At 61.4% G+C, this 16,899-nt stretch carries 20 protein-coding genes; 13 read left to right on the top strand and 7 right to left on the bottom strand.

Translation table 11 applies throughout. The features are described 5' to 3' along the window. Positions 1–237: 237 nt before the first annotated feature. Complete coding sequence (fabI, locus tag FLQ44_RS19700) at positions 238–1,026, bottom strand: enoyl-ACP reductase FabI (protein WP_147695747.1); 789 nt, start codon at positions 1,024–1,026, stop codon at positions 238–240. Between the two features lie 168 nt (positions 1,027–1,194). On the opposite strand from fabI, the gene trxA reads away from it, so the two are divergent. The 4 genes from trxA (at position 1,195) to FLQ44_RS19680 (ending at position 4,252) form a co-directional block, all read left to right on the top strand. Next, positions 1,195–1,521 carry a thioredoxin TrxA gene (gene trxA, locus FLQ44_RS19695; protein WP_147695746.1) on the top strand — a complete coding sequence of 109 codons (327 nt, stop codon included), beginning with the start codon at positions 1,195–1,197 and terminating at the stop codon, positions 1,519–1,521. A gap of 149 nt (positions 1,522–1,670) precedes the next feature. Continuing rightward, a complete protein-coding gene (gene rho, locus FLQ44_RS19690) occupies positions 1,671–2,927 on the top strand; it encodes a transcription termination factor Rho (protein WP_147695745.1) in 1,257 nt (418 codons plus the stop codon). A 77-nt stretch (positions 2,928–3,004) separates the two neighbouring features. Beyond that, the gene (locus FLQ44_RS19685; RefSeq protein ID WP_147695744.1) at positions 3,005–3,643 is read left to right on the top strand and encodes a trimeric intracellular cation channel family protein; all 639 of its coding nucleotides are present in this window, start codon (positions 3,005–3,007) and stop codon (positions 3,641–3,643) included. Between the two features lie 3 nt (positions 3,644–3,646). After that, positions 3,647–4,252 carry a CoA pyrophosphatase gene (locus tag FLQ44_RS19680; RefSeq protein WP_147695743.1) on the top strand — a complete coding sequence of 202 codons (606 nt, stop codon included), beginning with the start codon at positions 3,647–3,649 and terminating at the stop codon, positions 4,250–4,252. Between the two features lie 54 nt (positions 4,253–4,306). On the opposite strand, the gene nadC is transcribed toward FLQ44_RS19680, so the two are convergent. Continuing rightward, a complete protein-coding gene (nadC, locus tag FLQ44_RS19675) occupies positions 4,307–5,152 on the bottom strand; it encodes a carboxylating nicotinate-nucleotide diphosphorylase (protein WP_147695742.1) in 846 nt (281 codons plus the stop codon). Positions 5,153–5,271: 119 nt separating this feature from the next. Between nadC and FLQ44_RS19670 the strand changes: the two genes are divergently transcribed. Both FLQ44_RS19670 and FLQ44_RS19665 read left to right on the top strand, forming a co-directional pair. After that, positions 5,272–5,931: an energy-coupling factor ABC transporter permease gene (locus FLQ44_RS19670; RefSeq protein ID WP_147695741.1), complete on the top strand. Its 660-nt coding sequence runs from the start codon at positions 5,272–5,274 to the stop codon at positions 5,929–5,931. 9 nt (positions 5,932–5,940) lie between these two features. After that, on the top strand, positions 5,941–6,318 hold the full coding sequence (locus FLQ44_RS19665; RefSeq protein WP_147695740.1) for an MAPEG family protein: 378 nt from the start codon (positions 5,941–5,943) through the stop codon (positions 6,316–6,318). 66 nt (positions 6,319–6,384) lie between these two features. Here the strand turns inward: FLQ44_RS19665 and murB are convergent, their stop codons facing one another. The 3 genes from murB to FLQ44_RS19650 all read right to left on the bottom strand — a co-directional run bounded on the left by murB (position 6,385) and on the right by FLQ44_RS19650 (position 9,196). Then, on the bottom strand, positions 6,385–7,413 hold the full coding sequence (murB, locus tag FLQ44_RS19660; protein WP_147695739.1) for a UDP-N-acetylmuramate dehydrogenase: 1,029 nt from the start codon (positions 7,411–7,413) through the stop codon (positions 6,385–6,387). A 9-nt stretch (positions 7,414–7,422) separates the two neighbouring features. Next, positions 7,423–8,823 (bottom strand): MATE family efflux transporter, encoded by a 1,401-nt coding sequence (locus FLQ44_RS19655; RefSeq protein WP_147695738.1) that lies wholly within the window; start codon positions 8,821–8,823, stop codon positions 7,423–7,425. An 82-nt stretch (positions 8,824–8,905) separates the two neighbouring features. Continuing rightward, positions 8,906–9,196, bottom strand: a complete 291-nt coding sequence (locus tag FLQ44_RS19650; protein ID WP_147686883.1) for a hypothetical protein — start codon at positions 9,194–9,196, stop codon at positions 8,906–8,908. 368 nt (positions 9,197–9,564) lie between these two features. Between FLQ44_RS19650 and pcnB the strand changes: the two genes are divergently transcribed. From pcnB to FLQ44_RS19615, 7 genes are all read left to right on the top strand, one after another. Further along, a complete protein-coding gene (gene pcnB, locus FLQ44_RS19645; protein ID WP_147695737.1) occupies positions 9,565–10,929 on the top strand; it encodes a polynucleotide adenylyltransferase PcnB in 1,365 nt (454 codons plus the stop codon). Continuing rightward, positions 10,926–11,405: a 2-amino-4-hydroxy-6-hydroxymethyldihydropteridine diphosphokinase gene (folK, locus tag FLQ44_RS19640; RefSeq protein WP_147695736.1), complete on the top strand. Its 480-nt coding sequence runs from the start codon at positions 10,926–10,928 to the stop codon at positions 11,403–11,405. The genes pcnB and folK overlap by 4 nt, the downstream gene beginning before the upstream one ends. A gap of 13 nt (positions 11,406–11,418) precedes the next feature. Then, on the top strand, positions 11,419–12,057 hold the full coding sequence (locus FLQ44_RS19635) for a deoxynucleoside kinase (RefSeq protein WP_147695735.1): 639 nt from the start codon (positions 11,419–11,421) through the stop codon (positions 12,055–12,057). A 67-nt stretch (positions 12,058–12,124) separates the two neighbouring features. Continuing rightward, a complete protein-coding gene (gene panB, locus FLQ44_RS19630) occupies positions 12,125–12,916 on the top strand; it encodes a 3-methyl-2-oxobutanoate hydroxymethyltransferase (protein WP_147686875.1) in 792 nt (263 codons plus the stop codon). Between the two features lie 58 nt (positions 12,917–12,974). Beyond that, positions 12,975–13,808: a pantoate--beta-alanine ligase gene (gene panC, locus FLQ44_RS19625; RefSeq protein WP_147695734.1), complete on the top strand. Its 834-nt coding sequence runs from the start codon at positions 12,975–12,977 to the stop codon at positions 13,806–13,808. Between the two features lie 29 nt (positions 13,809–13,837). Further along, the gene (gene panD, locus FLQ44_RS19620) at positions 13,838–14,218 is read left to right on the top strand and encodes an aspartate 1-decarboxylase (RefSeq protein WP_017509304.1); all 381 of its coding nucleotides are present in this window, start codon (positions 13,838–13,840) and stop codon (positions 14,216–14,218) included. Positions 14,219–14,432: 214 nt separating this feature from the next. Next, on the top strand, positions 14,433–14,882 hold the full coding sequence (locus FLQ44_RS19615) for a GFA family protein (protein WP_240801347.1): 450 nt from the start codon (positions 14,433–14,435) through the stop codon (positions 14,880–14,882). Here the strand turns inward: FLQ44_RS19615 and rraA are convergent. Both rraA and FLQ44_RS19605 read right to left on the bottom strand, forming a co-directional pair. Then, the gene (gene rraA, locus FLQ44_RS19610) at positions 14,834–15,313 is read right to left on the bottom strand and encodes a ribonuclease E activity regulator RraA (RefSeq protein ID WP_147695733.1); all 480 of its coding nucleotides are present in this window, start codon (positions 15,311–15,313) and stop codon (positions 14,834–14,836) included. The two genes, FLQ44_RS19615 and rraA, sit on opposite strands and share 49 nt — an antisense overlap. Before the next feature lie 94 nt (positions 15,314–15,407). After that, entirely contained in the window at positions 15,408–16,886 is a 1,479-nt protein-coding gene (locus tag FLQ44_RS19605; RefSeq protein WP_147695732.1) for a DegQ family serine endoprotease, read from the bottom strand. Positions 16,887–16,899: the final 13 nt, after the last annotated feature.

The following is a 16,899-nucleotide window of genomic DNA, read 5'->3' as shown; positions in this document are numbered from 1 at the left end:
AGCCAACGTTGGCCGAATCGATACGTACACGCAAACAAAAGCCCGCTTGTGCGGGCTTTGTTGTTGTTGGTGCGCGCCGAGCCGCTGGCCAGCGCTGTCTGCGGCCAACCTCGTTTCTTCCCGTGCCAGACCAGTTGTATTGCTGGCGCTGTCTGCGGCCAACGTTGGCCGCATGGAGGCCACTAGAATCGACAGACGTAAAAAAGCCCGCTTGCGCGGGCTTTGGCTTGGGGTGCTTCAGGCCTCGGGTACGTTCAGCGAGTTGATGCTGAAGCCAGCATCGACATAGGTGATTTCACCGGTGATGCCGGAGGATAAATCCGACAGCAGGAAGGCTGCGGTGTTGCCGACTTCTTCGGTGGTAACGTTGCGGCGCAGACAGGACTGGCCGGCGGCCATGTTGAGCAGTTTGCTGAAGCCGGTGATACCTGCAGCGGCTAGTGTCTTGATGGGGCCTGCCGAAATGCCGTTTACACGAATGCCTTCCTTGCCCAGGCTGGCGGCCATGAAGCGCACGGATGCCTCCAGGCTGGCTTTTGCCAGGCCCATTACGTTGTAGTTGGGTATGGCGCGTACGGCGCCCAGGTAAGACAGGGTGAGCAGTGCTGCGCGGCGGCCTTGCATCATGGGGCGCGCGGCCTTGGCGAGTGCAGCGAAGCTGTAGGCGGAGACATCGTGGGCGGTATGGAATGCTTCGCGGCTGAGTGTGTCCAGAAAATCGCCTTCCAGTGCCTCTCGGGGAGCAAACGCAATGGCGTGCACCAGGCCATCCAGCCCGTCCCAGTCTTGGCCGAGTGCGGTGAATAGTTGGGCGATTTCCGCGTCGCTTTGTACGTCACAGCGGTAAACCAGTGTGCTGCCAAAATCGGCGGCCATTTCACGAACACGGTCTTCCAGCTTGTCTACCACGTAGGTGAAGGCGAGTTCGGCGCCTTCGCGATGGCAGGCTTGTGCAATGCCGTAGGCAATGGAGCGGTTCGAGATCATGCCGGTGATCAGAATCTTTTTGCCTTGCAGGAAACCCATGTTTAATCCTTTTCAATCTAAAGCAGCCGCACATTATAGCGGTCAATCGACCGATCGTCTTGTTGGGGCTGTTTGGCTGTCAGGCTGTTATTTAGGGTTGATGCAGGGAGGGGGAGTTGTTACCATCGCCTGTAAGCTGATAATCGACACCCAATCGAGAGGAAAACAATGAGCGACCTGATTCTGCACGTGACTGATGATTCGTTTGAACAACAAGTCCTGAAAGCTGAAACCCCTGTGCTGGTGGATTACTGGGCTGAATGGTGCGGTCCTTGCAAAATGATTGCCCCTATCCTGGATGACGTGGCAAAAGAATATGCAGGCCGTCTGGTGGTTGCCAAGCTGAATATTGATCAAAACGAGGCAACGCCACCTAAATTCGGTATTCGCGGTATTCCTACCCTGATGCTGTTCAAAGGCGGTGAAGTGGCGGCTACCAAGGTGGGTGCGCTGTCCAAGACACAGCTGATCGAGTTCCTGAATGCACACCTGTAATTGATTGACAGCTAGTGCCTCTTGGACTATCTTCCCAGTAGTCCAGTACGCGAGCGGCCTTGGCCGCTCGTTTCATATTTCCCTTCTTTATTTCCTCAGTCTCGGTGCTCTTTGCCGCCTTGTTACATTCTTAGGCTGACCGTACACATATGCATCTATCTGATCTAAAGCGCCAGCATGTTAGCGAACTCGTGGAAATGGCTATTTCCAATGAGATTGATGGCGCCAACCGCCTGCGCAAGCAGGACCTGATTTTCGCCCTGCTGAAAAACCAGGCGAAAAAAGGCGAAAGTATTTTTGGCGAAGGTACGTTGGAGGTGCTGCCGGATGGTTTCGGTTTCTTGCGCAGCCCTGATTCGTCCTATCTGGCAGGCCCGGATGATATTTATGTCAGCCCGTCCCAGATTCGCCGTTTTAATCTGCACACTGGTGACACCATTGAGGGTGAAATCCGTACGCCCAAAGAAGGCGAGCGCTATTTTGCCCTGGTGAAGGTAGACAAGGTGAATGGTGGCCCGCCAGAGCAGGCCAAGCACAAGATCCTGTTCGAGAACCTGACGCCGCTGTTCCCTACCGAGCGTCTGCATCTTGAGCGCGACATCAAGGCTGAGGAAAACATCACCAGCCGCCTGATCGACCTGATTGCCCCTATCGGCAAAGGCCAGCGCGGCTTGCTGGTAGCACCGCCCAAGTCCGGTAAGACCGTGATGCTGAAGCATATTGCCCACGCCATCACCACGAACCACCCGGAAGTGGAAATGATCGTGCTGCTGATCGACGAGCGCCCGGAAGAAGTGACCGAGATGCAGCGTTCGGTGCGCGGCGAGGTGGTGTCGTCTACCTTTGACGAGCCGGCTACCCGCCACGTGCAAGTGGCCGAGATGGTGATCGAGAAGGCCAAGCGCCTGGTAGAGCACAAAAAAGACGTGGTGATCCTGCTGGATTCCATCACTCGTCTGGCGCGTGCTTACAACACCGTGATTCCGGCTTCCGGCAAGGTGCTGACCGGTGGTGTGGATTCCAACGCGCTGCAGCGCCCGAAGCGTTTCTTTGGTGCTGCCCGTAATATCGAAGAAGGCGGCTCGCTGACCATTATTGCTACCGCGCTGGTGGATACCGGCTCGCGTATGGATGATGTGATCTACGAAGAATTCAAGGGTACCGGCAATATGGAGATCCACCTGGATCGCCGCATGGCCGAAAAACGTATCTTCCCGGCGATCCATATCAACCGCTCGGGTACCCGCCGCGAAGAGCTGCTGATTCCGCAAGAGCAGCTGCAGCGTATCTGGGTGCTGCGCAAGCTGCTGTACCCGATGGACGACCTGGAAGCGATGGAGTTCATGCTGGACAAGCTGCGTGCTACCAAGTCCAACTTGGCCTTCTTTGACTCGATGCGTCGCTAAGCGCGCTATCAGGCAAAGCACACAACGCCAGGCCATACGGTCTGGCGTTTTTCCTATTCGGGTTGACGGATTGTTTCATGCTGGATTACTTACTGGATTTTGACGGCTACTCGGTGATCGGCACGGTCGCCTTTGCGGTATCGGGCTATTTGCTGGGCGTGCGCAAGCAACTGGACCTGCTGGGCATCATTATCGTTACCCTGCTGACCGCCATTGGTGGCGGGGTGATACGCGACGTGCTGGTTGGCCGCATGCCGCAGGTGTTTTTGGACAATACCAACCTGATCATCATTGCCATTACCCTGTTGGTGGCGATGGCGGCACGCCTGCACAAGCGCGAGCATGAGTTACTGACTACGCTGTTTATTGTGGCAGATTCGATAGGGCTGGTTGCGTTCAGCCTGGCAGGGGCTAAATTGGGAGTGGAGTACCACATCAATGCCTTTGGTGTGATCCTGCTGGGTTTTGTTACTGCAGTAGGCGGTGGCATCGTGCGTGACATGATGGTGAACGATGTGCCGTTCATTCTGCACAAAGACTTTTACGGCACGGTGTCCATTGTGGTGGCGGTGGCGTTATACGTGCTGGCCATGCTGGGGTGGGACCATATCCTGGCGGTACAGCTGGTTTTTGTCGCCGGTGTAGCGTTGCGCCTGGTGGCGCATTGGGGGGAGCTGTCGCTGCCCAAGATTGGCGCAAGTAAAAAAAGAGGCTAAGCCATGTTGCATGCCCTGGATGAAGAAGCGTTGGCCGCACTGCTGGCCACGCTGTCGCAAGTGCCGCTGGATGACGATGCGGAAGGGCTGCTGCCCCGCGATGCGGGCAGCAAGCCGGCTGCGGTGTTGATTCTGGTGCTGTGGCAGCAGGATGGCTGGCAGGTGGTGCTGACGCGCCGTACAGCCCACTTGCGCAGCCATGCCGGGCAGATCAGCTTCCCTGGCGGGCGGCTGGAGGAGGGCGATGCCACGGCGGCCATGGCGGCACTGCGCGAGGCGGAGGAGGAAATAGGCCTGCCGATTAGTGCGGTACGCGTGGTGGCGCAGATGGGGCAGTACCAGACCATTACCGGCTACGCCGTGACACCGGTGCTGGGGGTGTTGACGCAGCCTGTCGTGTTCCGGCCGTCGCCAGACGAAGTGGACGAGGTGTTTACCCTGCCGCTGGCGCTGGCGCTGGATGCGCGCCAGTACGAGCGCCACCATTACGAGCGCGATGGCTACCGCGGGCATTACTATTCGCTGACGCACGGCGAGTACTACGTCTGGGGTGCCACCGCTGCCATGCTGCGGCGCATGGCGCTGGCCTATGCCAGCCAGGCGGCGTAAAGAAAAAACCGGCCATGTGGCCGGTTTTGTTTTGTGATGGAGGCTGCCCGCTGCTCAGGTCTGGCTAAAGCGCATCGACAGGTCGATGGCGCGGATGTCCTTGGTGAGCTTGCCGATGGAGATGCGGTCCACGCCGGTTTCGGCAATGGCACGCACGGTGCTGAAATCCACGCCGCCGGAGGCCTCCAGTAGTGCGCGGCCGGCGCTCAGGCGTACCGCCTCGCGCATGTCGTCCAGCGACATATTGTCCAGCAGCACCAGCGTGCAGCCTGCGGCCAACGCTTCGTTCAGCTCGGCCAGGTTTTCTACTTCTACCTGAATGCTCACTTGTGGCGGTGCCAGCTCGCGGGCGCGCTGCAGCGCCTGTGTAATGCTGCCGGCGGCCATGATGTGGTTTTCCTTGATCAGGATGCCGTCGTACAAGCCAATGCGCTGGTTGACGCCACCGCCTACGGTGACGGCGTACTTTTGTGCCAGGCGCATGCCGGGCAGGGTTTTGCGGGTGTCCAGAATGCGGGCGCGGGTGCCGGCTACCAGCTCGCTGTAGCGGCGCGTTTCGCTGGCCACGGCGGACAGGGTTTGCAGCATGTTCAGTGCCGTGCGCTCGGCGGTGAGCAGGGCGCGCGCCGGGCCGTGGATGTGGCACAGCACCGTATTGGCTGCCACTTGCTGGCCTTCAGCAACTTGCCAGCTTACCTGGCAGCGCGGGTCTACCTGGCGAAAGGCTTCGTCAAACCAGGCTTGGCCGCAAATTGTTGCCGCTTCACGCGCTACCACGTGTGCCTTGCCTTCGCTATCGGCATTGATGAGCAGGGCGGTCCAGTCCTGTTGGCCGATATCTTCGGCTAGTGCCTGGCTGATCAGGTTGGCAATGTGGTGCGGTGCGGGCAAGCTAAACATGACGATCATCCGGTGTAAGGTTGGCCGCATTTTACCTGATTGTGCCGGGCTGGGGTTTTTGTGGCGCGGGCGGGCTTTGCTATGATGCGCGTGTTGCGCTTGGGCAAAATGGAGTCAGCATGAATTTTCTGGCCGGGCAGTTTGCGCTGCCCTGGGTGTGGGGGGCAAACGGGCTGTGGCTGGCCGTGTTGCTGCTGTGTGTTCGCCGCGTGGCATGGCGCGCCTTGCCGCCGCAGGCGGTGTCGGCCTGGTGTGGTGCCTGCGTGGTGCTGATGGGGTTTACGCTGGCCAAGGCGGGTTGGCAGCCCGGCTTGTCGTTTCACCTCTTGGGTGCCACGGTATTCACCTTGCTGATGGGGCCGTGGCTGGCGCTGCTCGCTTTGTCGCTGGTGCAGTTGGCCCTGGTAGCGGCTGGCCTGGCGGACCCGCTAGCCATTGGCCTGAATGTGCTGTTGAGCTATGTGCCGCCGGTGCTGTTGACCGCAGGCGTGTTGCACTGGGCGCGGCAGCGTCTGGCACCGAACCTGTTTGTGTATGTGTTCGTGAATGCATTTTTAACGGGGGCGGCCGGCTTGTTGCTGGCCGCGGCGTGCGGTTTGCTGGCGCTTGGCCTGGCCGGGGCGTACCCTGTGGATTATCTGCTGGGCGAGGTATTGCCCTTTTATTTTTTGCTGGCGTGGTCCGAGGCGTTTACCAGTGGCCTGGTACTGGCGATATTGATTGTGTACCGGCCGCAGTGGGTGGCTACGTTCGATGACCGGCGTTATCTGGTTCACTAGGAGGGTACGATGCAGTTTGCTTTCTGGGCGGTGTTGATTGCCGCCGTAATGCCCTTGCTGTTTGCCGCCATGTCCAAGTCTGGCGGGATGAATAACCACGCGCCGCGCGCCGCACAGGCCGCGCTGACAGGCTGGCGTTTGCGGGCGCACTGGGCGCAGCAAAATAGCTGGGAAGCGTTTCCCGTGTTTGCTGCTGCGGTGGTGGTGGCGTTTCTGAATCTGGTGCCGCAGGGGCAGGTGGATGCGGCGGCGGCGGTGTTTTTGCTGGCGCGCGTGGCCTTCGGGGCGTGCTATCTGGCCGATAAGCCTGGCCTGCGTTCCTTGTCCTGGATGGTGGGTTATGCGGCGGTGATTTACCTGTTTCTGGCGTCTGCGCATCTGTTGTAAAGCGGGTGCCGGATAGCAAAGCGGCCAACCTTGTGGGCAAGGTTGGCCGCTTTTTCGTGTGCAGGCTTACAGCACGATGGGCTCCGGGTCCAGCACCACGCCGTATTGCTGGTAAACCGTCTGGCGCACCTTGCTGGCCAGTGCCCACATTTGCGCGCCGCTGGCCTGGCCGTGGTTGACCAGCACCAGTGCCTGCTTGTCGTGCACGGCAGCGTCGCCGTCGCGGTAGCCTTTCAGCCCGGCTTGCTCGATCAGCCAGCCTGCGGCCAACTTCACATTGCCATCGGCTTGCGGGTAGTGCGGCAGGGTGGGGTGCTGTACCAGCAAGGCATCGGCTTGCTCGCGCGGCACGATAGGGTTCTTGAAGAAGCTGCCGGCGTTACCCAGTACGGCCGGGTCGGGCAGCTTGCTCTGGCGGATGCTGATGACCGCCTGGCTCACCTGTTGCGCCGTGGGCGCGTCGCTGCAGCCCATGGCTGCCAGCGCCTTGCTGATGTCACCGTAGCCGATGCGTGGCTGGAAGGTCTTGTGCAGGCGAAAGCGCACCGCCGTGACCAGGTAGCGCCCGGCCAATGCCTGTTTGAATACGCTGTCGCGGTAGGCAAAGTGGCAGTCTGCATTGCCCAGTACCACCTCGCTGCCGCCGGTGGCCAGGTCGGCACACACTACTTCGTGAATCAGGTCTTTGACTTCTACGCCATACGCGCCAATGTTCTGGATGGGGCTGGCACCCACGGTGCCCGGTATCAGGCTGAGGTTTTCCAGCCCGCTCCAGCCTTGCTGCAAGGTGTATTGCACAAAGTCGTGCCATACCTCGCCGCCGGCGGCTTCTACCAGCACAGACTGCTCGTCCTCGGCCACTAGCTTCACACCTTTCAGGCAGTTCTGGATGATCACCCCGTCGAAATCCTGGGTAAACAGCATATTGCTGCCGCCGCCCAGCCACAGCAGCGGGCCTTGCTGCACCACCGGCTGCGCCAGCAGGATGGGCAGCTGGGCCAGGTCGGTCAGCTGGCTGAAAAAGGCGGCTTTCACGTTCATGCCGAACGTATTGAAGGCGCGGATGGGTTGTTCGCGGTAAATAACAGGTGTCACGGTATTCTTTCAGGCAGTTTGGCGGTGCAGCCGGCGGCGGCTCTCGCGCGATAGATAGCTTACCAGCAGCAGGCCGGCCAGGCTCAGGCTGATCACCAGCGCCAGCCAGAAACCATGCACGCCCATGGGCAGTGTCAGGCCGGGCAGCGGCAGGTGGCTCAGGCCCAATATGGCCCCCAGGCCCAAGCCTACCAGCCAGAACGACACAATATGAATCACCATCGGCATGGTGGTGATCTTGTAGCCGCGCAGCGCTGCCGAGGCAATGGTCTGCATGGCGTCGGTCAGCTGGTAAAAGGCGGCAAACAGCATCAGCGACATGCCCAGGGTAATCACCGCCGGGTCGCTGCTATAGGTGCGCATAATACCCTCGCGCCCCAGTAGCACCCAGACCATGGTGAGGCAGGCTAGTACGATGCCCATGGCCAGGCCCACGCCGCACACGGTGCGCGCACCGCGGTAGTCCCCCGCGCCGATGCGCTGGCCTACGCGGATGGTGAGCGCCACGCCGATGCTCTGCGGAATCATGTAGATCACGCTGGAAAAGTTCAGCACCGCCTGATGGGTGGCCACCACGGTGGTGCCCAGCTTGGCGACCAGTAGCGCAATAAAGGAAAACAGGCTGACTTCCACAAAAAAGGACAAGCCGATAGGCAGGCCCAGCTTGAGGAAAGCCGGAAAACGCTGCCACTGCGGCCAACTCAAGCCGCCAGTCAGGCCGTAAGGCCGGTAGACCTTCTGGTATTTGATCACGCAAAACAGCGCAGCGGCGTTAAACCACATCACCATGCCGGTAGCCCAGCCGCAGCCGGCGCCACCCAGTGCCGGCAGGCCGGCCAGGCCGTGAATCAGTGCGTAGTTCAAGGGTATGTTAAGCAGCAGGCCGCAGATGCTCACCAGCATGATGGGGCGGGTGTGGTTCAGGCTGGAGCTGAAAGCGTACAGCGCACGGTGCAAAATGGCCGCCGGCATGCCCATGGCGCTGCCGGTAATGAATAGCATGGCCTTGTCTTCTACGCTGGCGGGCAGGTCCAGCCACAGGCGCAGCAGCGGCTGGATAGCCAGCATCAGCAGCATGCCCAGCAGCCCCAGTAGCAGGCCGAACCACAGGCCCTGGCGTGCCGTGGCGCCAATCTGGTGGGTGTCGCCACGGCCAAACTGTTGCGACAGGATGGGGTTCATGGCCGATGCCACGCCCATCAGCGTGACATACACGGTGATGAAGACACTGGAGCCCAGCGATACCGCCGCCAGGTCGTCGGTGCTGACGTGGCCGGCCATCACGGTATCGACAAAGCTGGTCGCCACCTGGGCAATCTGCGCCACCATCATCGGCAGCGCCAGTTTGCCCAGGGTATGGGCTTCCTGCCGCAAGGCGGCGGCAGGGGTACGGTTCAGATCAAACAGCATGTAAGGCAGCGGCGGGTAGGGATAAAGGCGGCATTATACGGGCGCCGCCTTTGGCTGTGCGGCCAACCTTGCGAACGCTGTGTCAGCCAAAACGTGCAGGCGGGTCGCGGCGCAGGTGGCAGCTGATCAGCAAATCATGGCCGAAGCGGGCGTTGATATTGAGCGCCTCGGTCAGGCTCAGGGCGTAGATGGCCAGCGTACCTTGCTGCAGGCTGATATCCAGGCCGCGTTCGGTGGCGTAGGCCGCCAGCTCGGTCAGCTTGTGGCGCGTGGCGGGGGTGGCATTGGCGGTAAGCGAGCCGCTGAGGGTGGGGGCCGCACAGCGGGGGGTGATGGCAAAGTCGGTGTAGCGGTCTTCTTGGCAGTCGTACATGGCAGTCTCCGTAGCGGTGTGCGCGCCCGGCTGGCCGAGCGACGCTTTAGCAGAATTTCGAAAGCGCCCTGCAAGTTGTCGATTAACTCGGCGCGTAAAACGGTCGTGTGGCCTGGCTGCCTGCCAAAGAAAAACCCGCTGCAGCAATAAAGCGGTCAGCGGGTGGTCTGCACGCTTTAGCTGGAATTTATCGGGCGCCCCGCAAGCAGTCACAAATCGGCGCAGGCTCGAAATTAGAGCAGTCTATCGATACTGTCAAGTACCGTCTTGGCACAATGCTGGAGAATGCGCAGGATATCGGGCTATAATCCCCCGCTTGAATAGGGTAGCAACTGCTGCCTCCCACCTTCTTCCAGATACTGTTCCTGATGATTCGCAAACTGATCAGCCGCGTTTTCGACCTGCCAGCCGGCATCGGCCGCAACAAACCCAAGCCGCGCGTGCTATCGCTGGCGCAGCACGGCGTACGCCGCGATGCACTGAGCCACGCCGCCCTGCGTGTGGTATCGCGGCTGCAAGAGTCCGGCCACAGCGCTTTCGTGGTAGGCGGGGCCGTGCGCGACTTGCTGCTGGGCGTATCGCCCAAGGACTTTGACGTAGCCACCAGCGCCACGCCGGAAGAAGTGCACCATATATTCCGCCGCTCGCGCATCATCGGCCGCCGTTTCCGCATTGTGCACGTGATGATGGGGCCGGAAACCATCGAGGTCACCACCTTCCGGGGGGGCGAAGCGGGCAAGACCAATGAAACCGGCCGCATCATGGCCGACAACACCTACGGTAACCAGTCCGAAGACGCGCTGCGCCGCGACTTTACCGTGAATGCGCTGTTCTACAACCCCACCGATGAAACCATCATCGACTACCACCATGGGGTGAAAGACCTGCAGGCCAAAAAGCTGGTGATGATCGGCCAGCCTGCCCGCCGCTACCAGGAAGACCCGGTGCGCATGCTGCGCGCGGTACGCCTGGCCGCCAAGCTGGGTTTCGAGATAGACGAACACACCCGCAAGCCGATTGCCGCCCACGCCCACCTGCTGAAAAACGAGCCGCCAGCGCGGCTGTTTGACGAGCTGCTGAAGCTGCTGCACTCCGGTCACGCCTACGCCTGCCTGAAAAAACTGCGTGACGAAGGCCTGTCGCGCGGTATTTTCCCGCTGCTGGACGCGGTCATGGACGAAGAGGGCGGCGAAGTCTTCCTCAAGCTGGCGCTGGCCAGCACCGACGAACGCATCCGTGCCGACAAGCCGGTATCGGTAGGCTTCATGTTGGCCGCACTGTTGTGGGCGCAGGTAAACAACCGCTGGAAAGCGCGTACTGCTGACGGCGAAAAGTCCATTGCCGCGCTGATGGAAGCCATGGCCGAGGTGGAATCGCTGCAGGATGAAGACTTTGCCATCCCGCGCCGCTTCTCGGCCACCATGCGTGAAATCTGGGCGCTGCAGCCGCGCTTTGACAACCGTAATGGCGCGCGCCCGTTCCGCTTCCTGGAGCAGCCGCGCTTCCGTGCCGCCTTCGATTTCTACTGCCTGCGCGCCGAAGTAGGCGACGTGCCGCGCGAGATGGTGCAATGGTGGGCCGAGTTCCAGCACGCCGACCACGCCGACCGCCAGCTATTGGTAGAAGAAGCCCGTAACGCACCGGCAGCCACTGGCGGTGCCACCGCCGAGCAGAAGAAGCGCCGCCGCCGCCGCAAGCCGAACGCCCGCCCCGCCGAGGGTGGCGCCGAGTGAGCCGTGCCGTTATTGCGCTAGGCAGTAACCTGGAAAACCCGGTACAGCAAGTAGAAGCCGCTCTGGCGGCGATTGCCGCCCTGCCAGGTGTATCCCTGCTGCGCCGTTCTGCCTGCTACCAGACCGCACCGGTAGGCTATGCCGACCAGCCAGATTTCATCAATGCGGTGTGCGAGGTTCAGACCAGTCTGTCGCCCGAAGCATTGCTGGCAGCTCTGCTGGAGGTCGAGCAGGCATTTGGCCGCGTGCGTACCTTCCGCAACGCCCCGCGCGTACTGGACCTTGACCTGCTGCTGGTAGAAGGCGTGGTACTGGAGACTGATTTTCTGACGCTGCCGCACCCGCGCATGCACGAACGCGCCTTTGTCATGCTGCCATTGGCTGACATGGCGGCAGACATGCAGGTTGGCAACCATGGCGCCGCTGCCGATATTGCCGCCGGTCTGGATGCGGCGGGTGTAAAACGTTTGGCTTAGACAGGAAAACGCTATGTCGAATTTGCGATATGTCGTGGTAGAGGGGCCGATAGGCTCCGGCAAATCCCAGCTGGCGCGCCGCCTGGCCAGCTACTGGCAAATACGCCTGTTGGCCGAAGACGCCGAACAGAACCCGTTTCTGGAGCGCTTTTACCGCCACCCGCCGTACCACGCCTTTTCTACCCAGCTGAGCTTTCTGATGCAGCGTGCCGACGCCGCGCAGGCCATGCTGCAGGGCGACATGCTGGCGGCACCGCTGGTGTCTGATTTTTTGTTTGATAAAGACGCTATGTTTGCCGCGCAGACGCTGGATAAAGACGAACTGGCGCTGTACCAGCGCATCGTGCAGCGTTTTCTGCCCGAGCACCCGGTGCCCGACCTGGTCATTTACCTGCAGGCGTCGCCGGAAACGGTCAGCAAAAGGTTGGCCGCACGCGCTGCCGCGGGCGAAACCATCGCCATGCCGGAAGGCTATGTGCAGCGCATGCACGAAGCCTACAGCACCTTTTTTCACGCCTACGAGGCGGCTCCGCTCCTGATCGTCAACACCGACCATCTTGATCTGGTTGAAGGTGAAGAAGATTTCGGGCTATTGTTGCGCTGCATCAGCGAGATGCGTGGCCAGCGCAATTACTTCAACAAGGGCATATAAAGCCCTGGGCGCGCCCGGCCACAAGCTGGACAACGCGCAACCGGAAGAAGCAACAAGGAAAAAAGACATGAAAGTCACCGTTAACACCCTGCACAGCATGGCAGCCGAGGGGCAGAAAATCGCCATGATGACCTGCTACGACGCCAGCTTCGCCACCCTGCTGGACAACGCCGGGGTCGATATCATGCTGATCGGCGATTCGCTGGGCATGGTTATCCGCGGGGAAGGTTCCACACTGCCCGTCTCCATGGACGAGATGGCCTATCACACCCGCTGTGTGGCCCGTGGCAGCCAGCGTGCCCTGATTCTGGCCGACCTGCCGTTTGGCGCCTATCAGGAAAGCCCGGCGCAAGCCTTTGCCAGCTCGGCGCGCCTGATGCAGGCCGGTGCCCACATGGTGAAGCTGGAAGGTGGCGCTTTCATGGCCGATACCGTGCGCTTCCTGGTGCAGCGCGGTGTGCCGGTGTGCGCCCATATCGGCCTCACCCCGCAGTTTGTGAATACCTTTGGTGGCTACAAGGTACAGGGCAAGAGCGAAAGCGATGCCGAGCGTATCGTGGAAGAAGCACGCATTCTGGCCGATGCCGGTGCCAGCATGGTGCTGATGGAGTGCGTACCGGCTGCGCTGGCCAAGCGTGTGACCGAGAGCATTGGCGTGCCGACGATCGGCATTGGTGCCGGCCCCGATGTCTCCGGCCAGGTGCTGGTATTGCACGACGTGCTGGGCGTGTTCCCGGGCAAGAAGGCCCGCTTCGTGAAAAACTTCATGGACGAAGCGCACAGCATCCAGGGTGCCGTCGGCGCCTATGTCAGCGCCGTCAAGGATGGCAGCTTCCCGGCGCCAGAGCACTGTTTCTGAGTCACATGCCGCGACCCGTGCAATACGCCGGGTCGCGCGCCCTCACTGAGTGAGCACCATGCAAATCATTCGTAGCATCGCCCAGCTGCGCGCCTGGCGCAAAACCGCTGGCCGCCTGGCTTTTGTCCCCACCATGGGTAATCTGCACGCCGGCCATCTGGCTTTGGTAGAAGCCGCGCGCCAGCACGCCGACAAGGTCGTCGTTAGTATCTTTGTGAACCGCCTGCAGTTTGGCCAGGGCGAAGACTTTGACGCCTACCCGCGTACTTTCGAGGCCGACTGCGCCAAGCTGGACGCCGCTGGCGTAGACGTGCTGTTCTTCCCGGACGAGCGCGAGCTGTACCCGCGCATCAAGCAAGACTTCAACGTCGAGCCACCGCATATCCAGAACGAGCTGTGCGGCGCCTTCCGCCCCGGCCACTTCCGCGGCGTGGCCACCGTGGTGAGCAAGCTGTTCAATATCGTGCAGGCTGACGTGGCCTGTTTCGGCAAGAAAGACTTCCAGCAGCTGCACGTGATCCGTGCCATGGTGGACGACCTGAACATGCCGATCGAGATCGTGCCGGTGGACACCGGCCGCGCCGAAGATGGCCTGGCGCTGTCGTCGCGCAATGGTTACCTGAGTGCCGAAGAGCGTGCCGAAGCGCCGCGCCTGTACCGCCACCTGTCTGCCATCCGCGACGCCCTGCTGGCCGGTGACAACCGCTACGCCGTGCTGGAAAAAGCCGCTGCCGACGACCTGGCCGCGCACGGCTGGCGTGTGGACTATATCGAGGTGCGCCAGGCGGATACGCTGGAAGTGGCCCACGCTGGCGAACCGCGCCTAGTAGTACTGGCGGCCGCCCGCCTGGGCCGTACCCGCCTGATTGATAATATCGAAGTAACGCGCTGACATTGCAGCGCCAGTAACAGGAAAAAACCATGCAGCGTTCCATGCTGAAATCCAAGCTTCACCGTGTTACCACCACCCATGCCGAGCTGCATTACATCGGCTCGTGCGCCATCGACGAAAACCTGCTGGAAGCGGCGGATATTCGCGAGTACGAAGAAATCCAGATCTGGAACGTCACCAATGGCGAGCGCTTTGCCACCTACGCCATCCGCGCCGAGCGTGGCTCGGGTACCATTTCGGTGAATGGCTCGGCCGCGCGCCGCGCTGCCCCGGGCGACCTGCTGATCATTGCCAGCTTTGCGGCGTATGAAGACAGCGAGCTGGCCGGCCACAGCCCCAAGCTGGTGTTTGTCGACGAGAAGAACGTGATCACCGAGGTAAAAGGCGCCACGCCGGTACAGCCGGCCTGATGCCGGCCGCCCTGGTTGCGGCCAACGTAAAAGCCCCTGACTGTGCAAGCAGCAGGGGCTTTTTGCTGGTGTCGCGCTGTCTTGGCAGCAAGGTGTTGCAGCGTGACCGGCAGGCCGGGCAGACCGCCGGCATTTTGCAGTGCAACGCTTTCACCGCCGGCAGGGCTTGGCTTATAGTGGCTAAGTGACGGATTTATCGCAACAGGAGGACATCATGCAAGGCAGATGCTTGTGCGGTGCGGTAAGTTACCGTTTTCGCGGCCAACCTTACCATGTCACCCATTGCCACTGCGCGTCCTGCCGCAAGGCCAGCGGCGCGCCATTTGTGACCTGGTTTACCGTGCGCAGTATCGACCTGCAATGGCAGGGCGAGTTGCGCCTTTACCATTCGTCGCTAGGGGTAAAGCGTGGCTTTTGCCCGCAGTGCGGCACCACGCTGAGCTACCGGCACGAAGGCTCGCCGGATGAAATCGACATTACCGCGGCGACGCTGGACCAGCCGGAGCTGCTGATGCCCGAGGATCACACCTGGGCCGACCAGATGCTGCTGTGGGTGCGCGACAGCCTGTCACCGCTGCTGCCGGCACACCCGCGCCACCGCCAGGCGGTGACGTATCAGAGCAAGGCCACAGGGGAGAGCAGTACGCCGTCTTCGTCGGCGTAGAGCCAGTGGCCGGGGGTAAAGTCCACCCCGGCAAAATTCAGCACCAGGTTTCGTGTGCCTTCGTTGCGCTTCACCGATTTTTTCGGGTTGGTGTCCAGCGCGCGCACGCCCAGCGGCAGCGCACCGATGGCCACCGAGTCGCGGATGCAGCCGTAGATCACCACACCTTCCCACTGGTTTTTCACCGCCAGCTCGGCAATCTGGTCGCCTAGCAGCGCGCAGCGTTTCGAGCCGCCACCGTCTACCACCAGCACCTTGCCCGCGCCGGGCTCGGCCAGCATCTCGCGTACCAGGGTGTTGTCTTCGTACAGCTTCAGGGTGACGACCTGGCCGCAAAAGCGCGGCTTGCCGCCGTAGCTTTTCAGCATGGGTTCCAGCACGGCCACGCGGCCTTCGTGGGCATCGTACAGGTCGGTTGTCAGAAAGCTCATGGTTTCTCCTTTGTTTCGAGCGCCGCCGTGTGGTTGGCCGTATGTTCGGCCATACCGTACCGGCGTAAAAAAGCCGCCTGGCGGCGGCTGGAAATCAGTTCATGCGTAGCGGCACAAACAGCGTGCTGTCGCCACGTCTTACCAGCAGGGCAATATTGCCGCGTGCGTCGTTCAGGGCTTTTTCAAAGCCCTTTACCGTGGTGACCTCCACCTGGTTCAGGCCGATGATGATATCGCCGTGCTGCAGGCCGGCACGGGCAGACAAGCCCTGTACCTTTTGCACAAACAGCCCGCCACGGATGCCCAGCTCCTGCTTGTCGCTGGCGCTCAGCTCTGACAGCGTCAGGCCCAGTTTGCCAAACTGGTAGCTTTGCGGCACGTCCGGCTGGCTTTGCTCCGGCGTGGCTTGTGCTTGCTCGGGTGCCAGCTCGGCCAGGGTGGCATCGATATTCTGCTCTTTGCCCTTGCGCCATACGCCCAGCTTGATCTGCGCGCCCGGCGGCTGGTCGCCCACCATGCGTGGCAGGTCGCGCGAGCTTTCCACGTTCTGGCCGTTCAGGCGCAGGATGATGTCGCCAATCTGCACACCGGCACGGCTGGCAGGGCCGGATGGCTCTACGCGCACCACCAGCGCACCGCGGGCGCGGTCCAGCCCGAAGGACTGCGCCAGCTCCTGCGAGACTTCCTGGATATGCACGCCCAGCTGGCCACGGCTCACTTTGCCTTTGGCTTTGAGCTGGTCGGCTACTTTCATGGCCAGGTCGATCGGGATGGCAAACGAGATCCCCATGAAGCCGCCACTGCGGCTATAGATCTGCGAGTTGATGCCGATTACTTCGCCCTTCAGGTTGAACAGCGGGCCGCCAGAGTTACCCGGGTTGATGGCCACGTCGGTCTGGATGAAGGGCACGTAGCTTTCGTCCGGCAGGCTGCGGCCTTTGGCCGACACGATGCCGGCGGTGACGGTGTTTTCAAAGCCGAATGGCGCGCCGATGGCGGCGACCCATTCGCCCACTTTCAGCTCGTCCGGCGTGCCGGTCTTCACCGTGGGCAGGTTGGCCGCATCGATCTTCAGCACCGCGACGTCGGTGCGTTTGTCCAGGCCTACCAGGCGGGCGCGCATTTCGCGCTTGTCGGTCAGCATGACCTTGATCTGGCTGCTGCCAGCTACCACGTGGGCATTGGTGAGAATGTAGCCATCGTCGGTAAAGATGAAACCGCTACCAAACGAGACGCTTTCCGAGGGCTGCGGGGTTTCCTGCTGCTGGTTCGGGTTGGGCATGTAGCGGCGGAAGAACTCGTAAAACGGGTCGTCTTCCGGCACCGGGTAGGGGTTGTCGCTCTGGCTGGCGCGGGCTTCGGCGCGCATGGCCTGGATATTGACCACGGCCGGGCCTTCGCGCTCTACCAGCTGGGTAAAGTCCGGCAGCAGCATGGCCACGCTGCCGTCGGCCTTGGCCGGTACGGCGACGGGGGCACCCTTGTCGTCCTTGAATAGTGCTTCGATTTTGCCGCAACCCCCTACGGACAGGGCGACGGCGGTGATGAGGGCCAAGCGTGTGCAGGCGTTCACCTGGGCAATCCTT

The organism is Vogesella mureinivorans (assembly GCF_007644035.1).
GTDB classification, from domain to species: domain Bacteria; phylum Pseudomonadota; class Gammaproteobacteria; order Burkholderiales; family Chromobacteriaceae; genus Vogesella; species Vogesella mureinivorans.
This window is presented reverse-complemented; position numbering and strand designations above follow the sequence as displayed.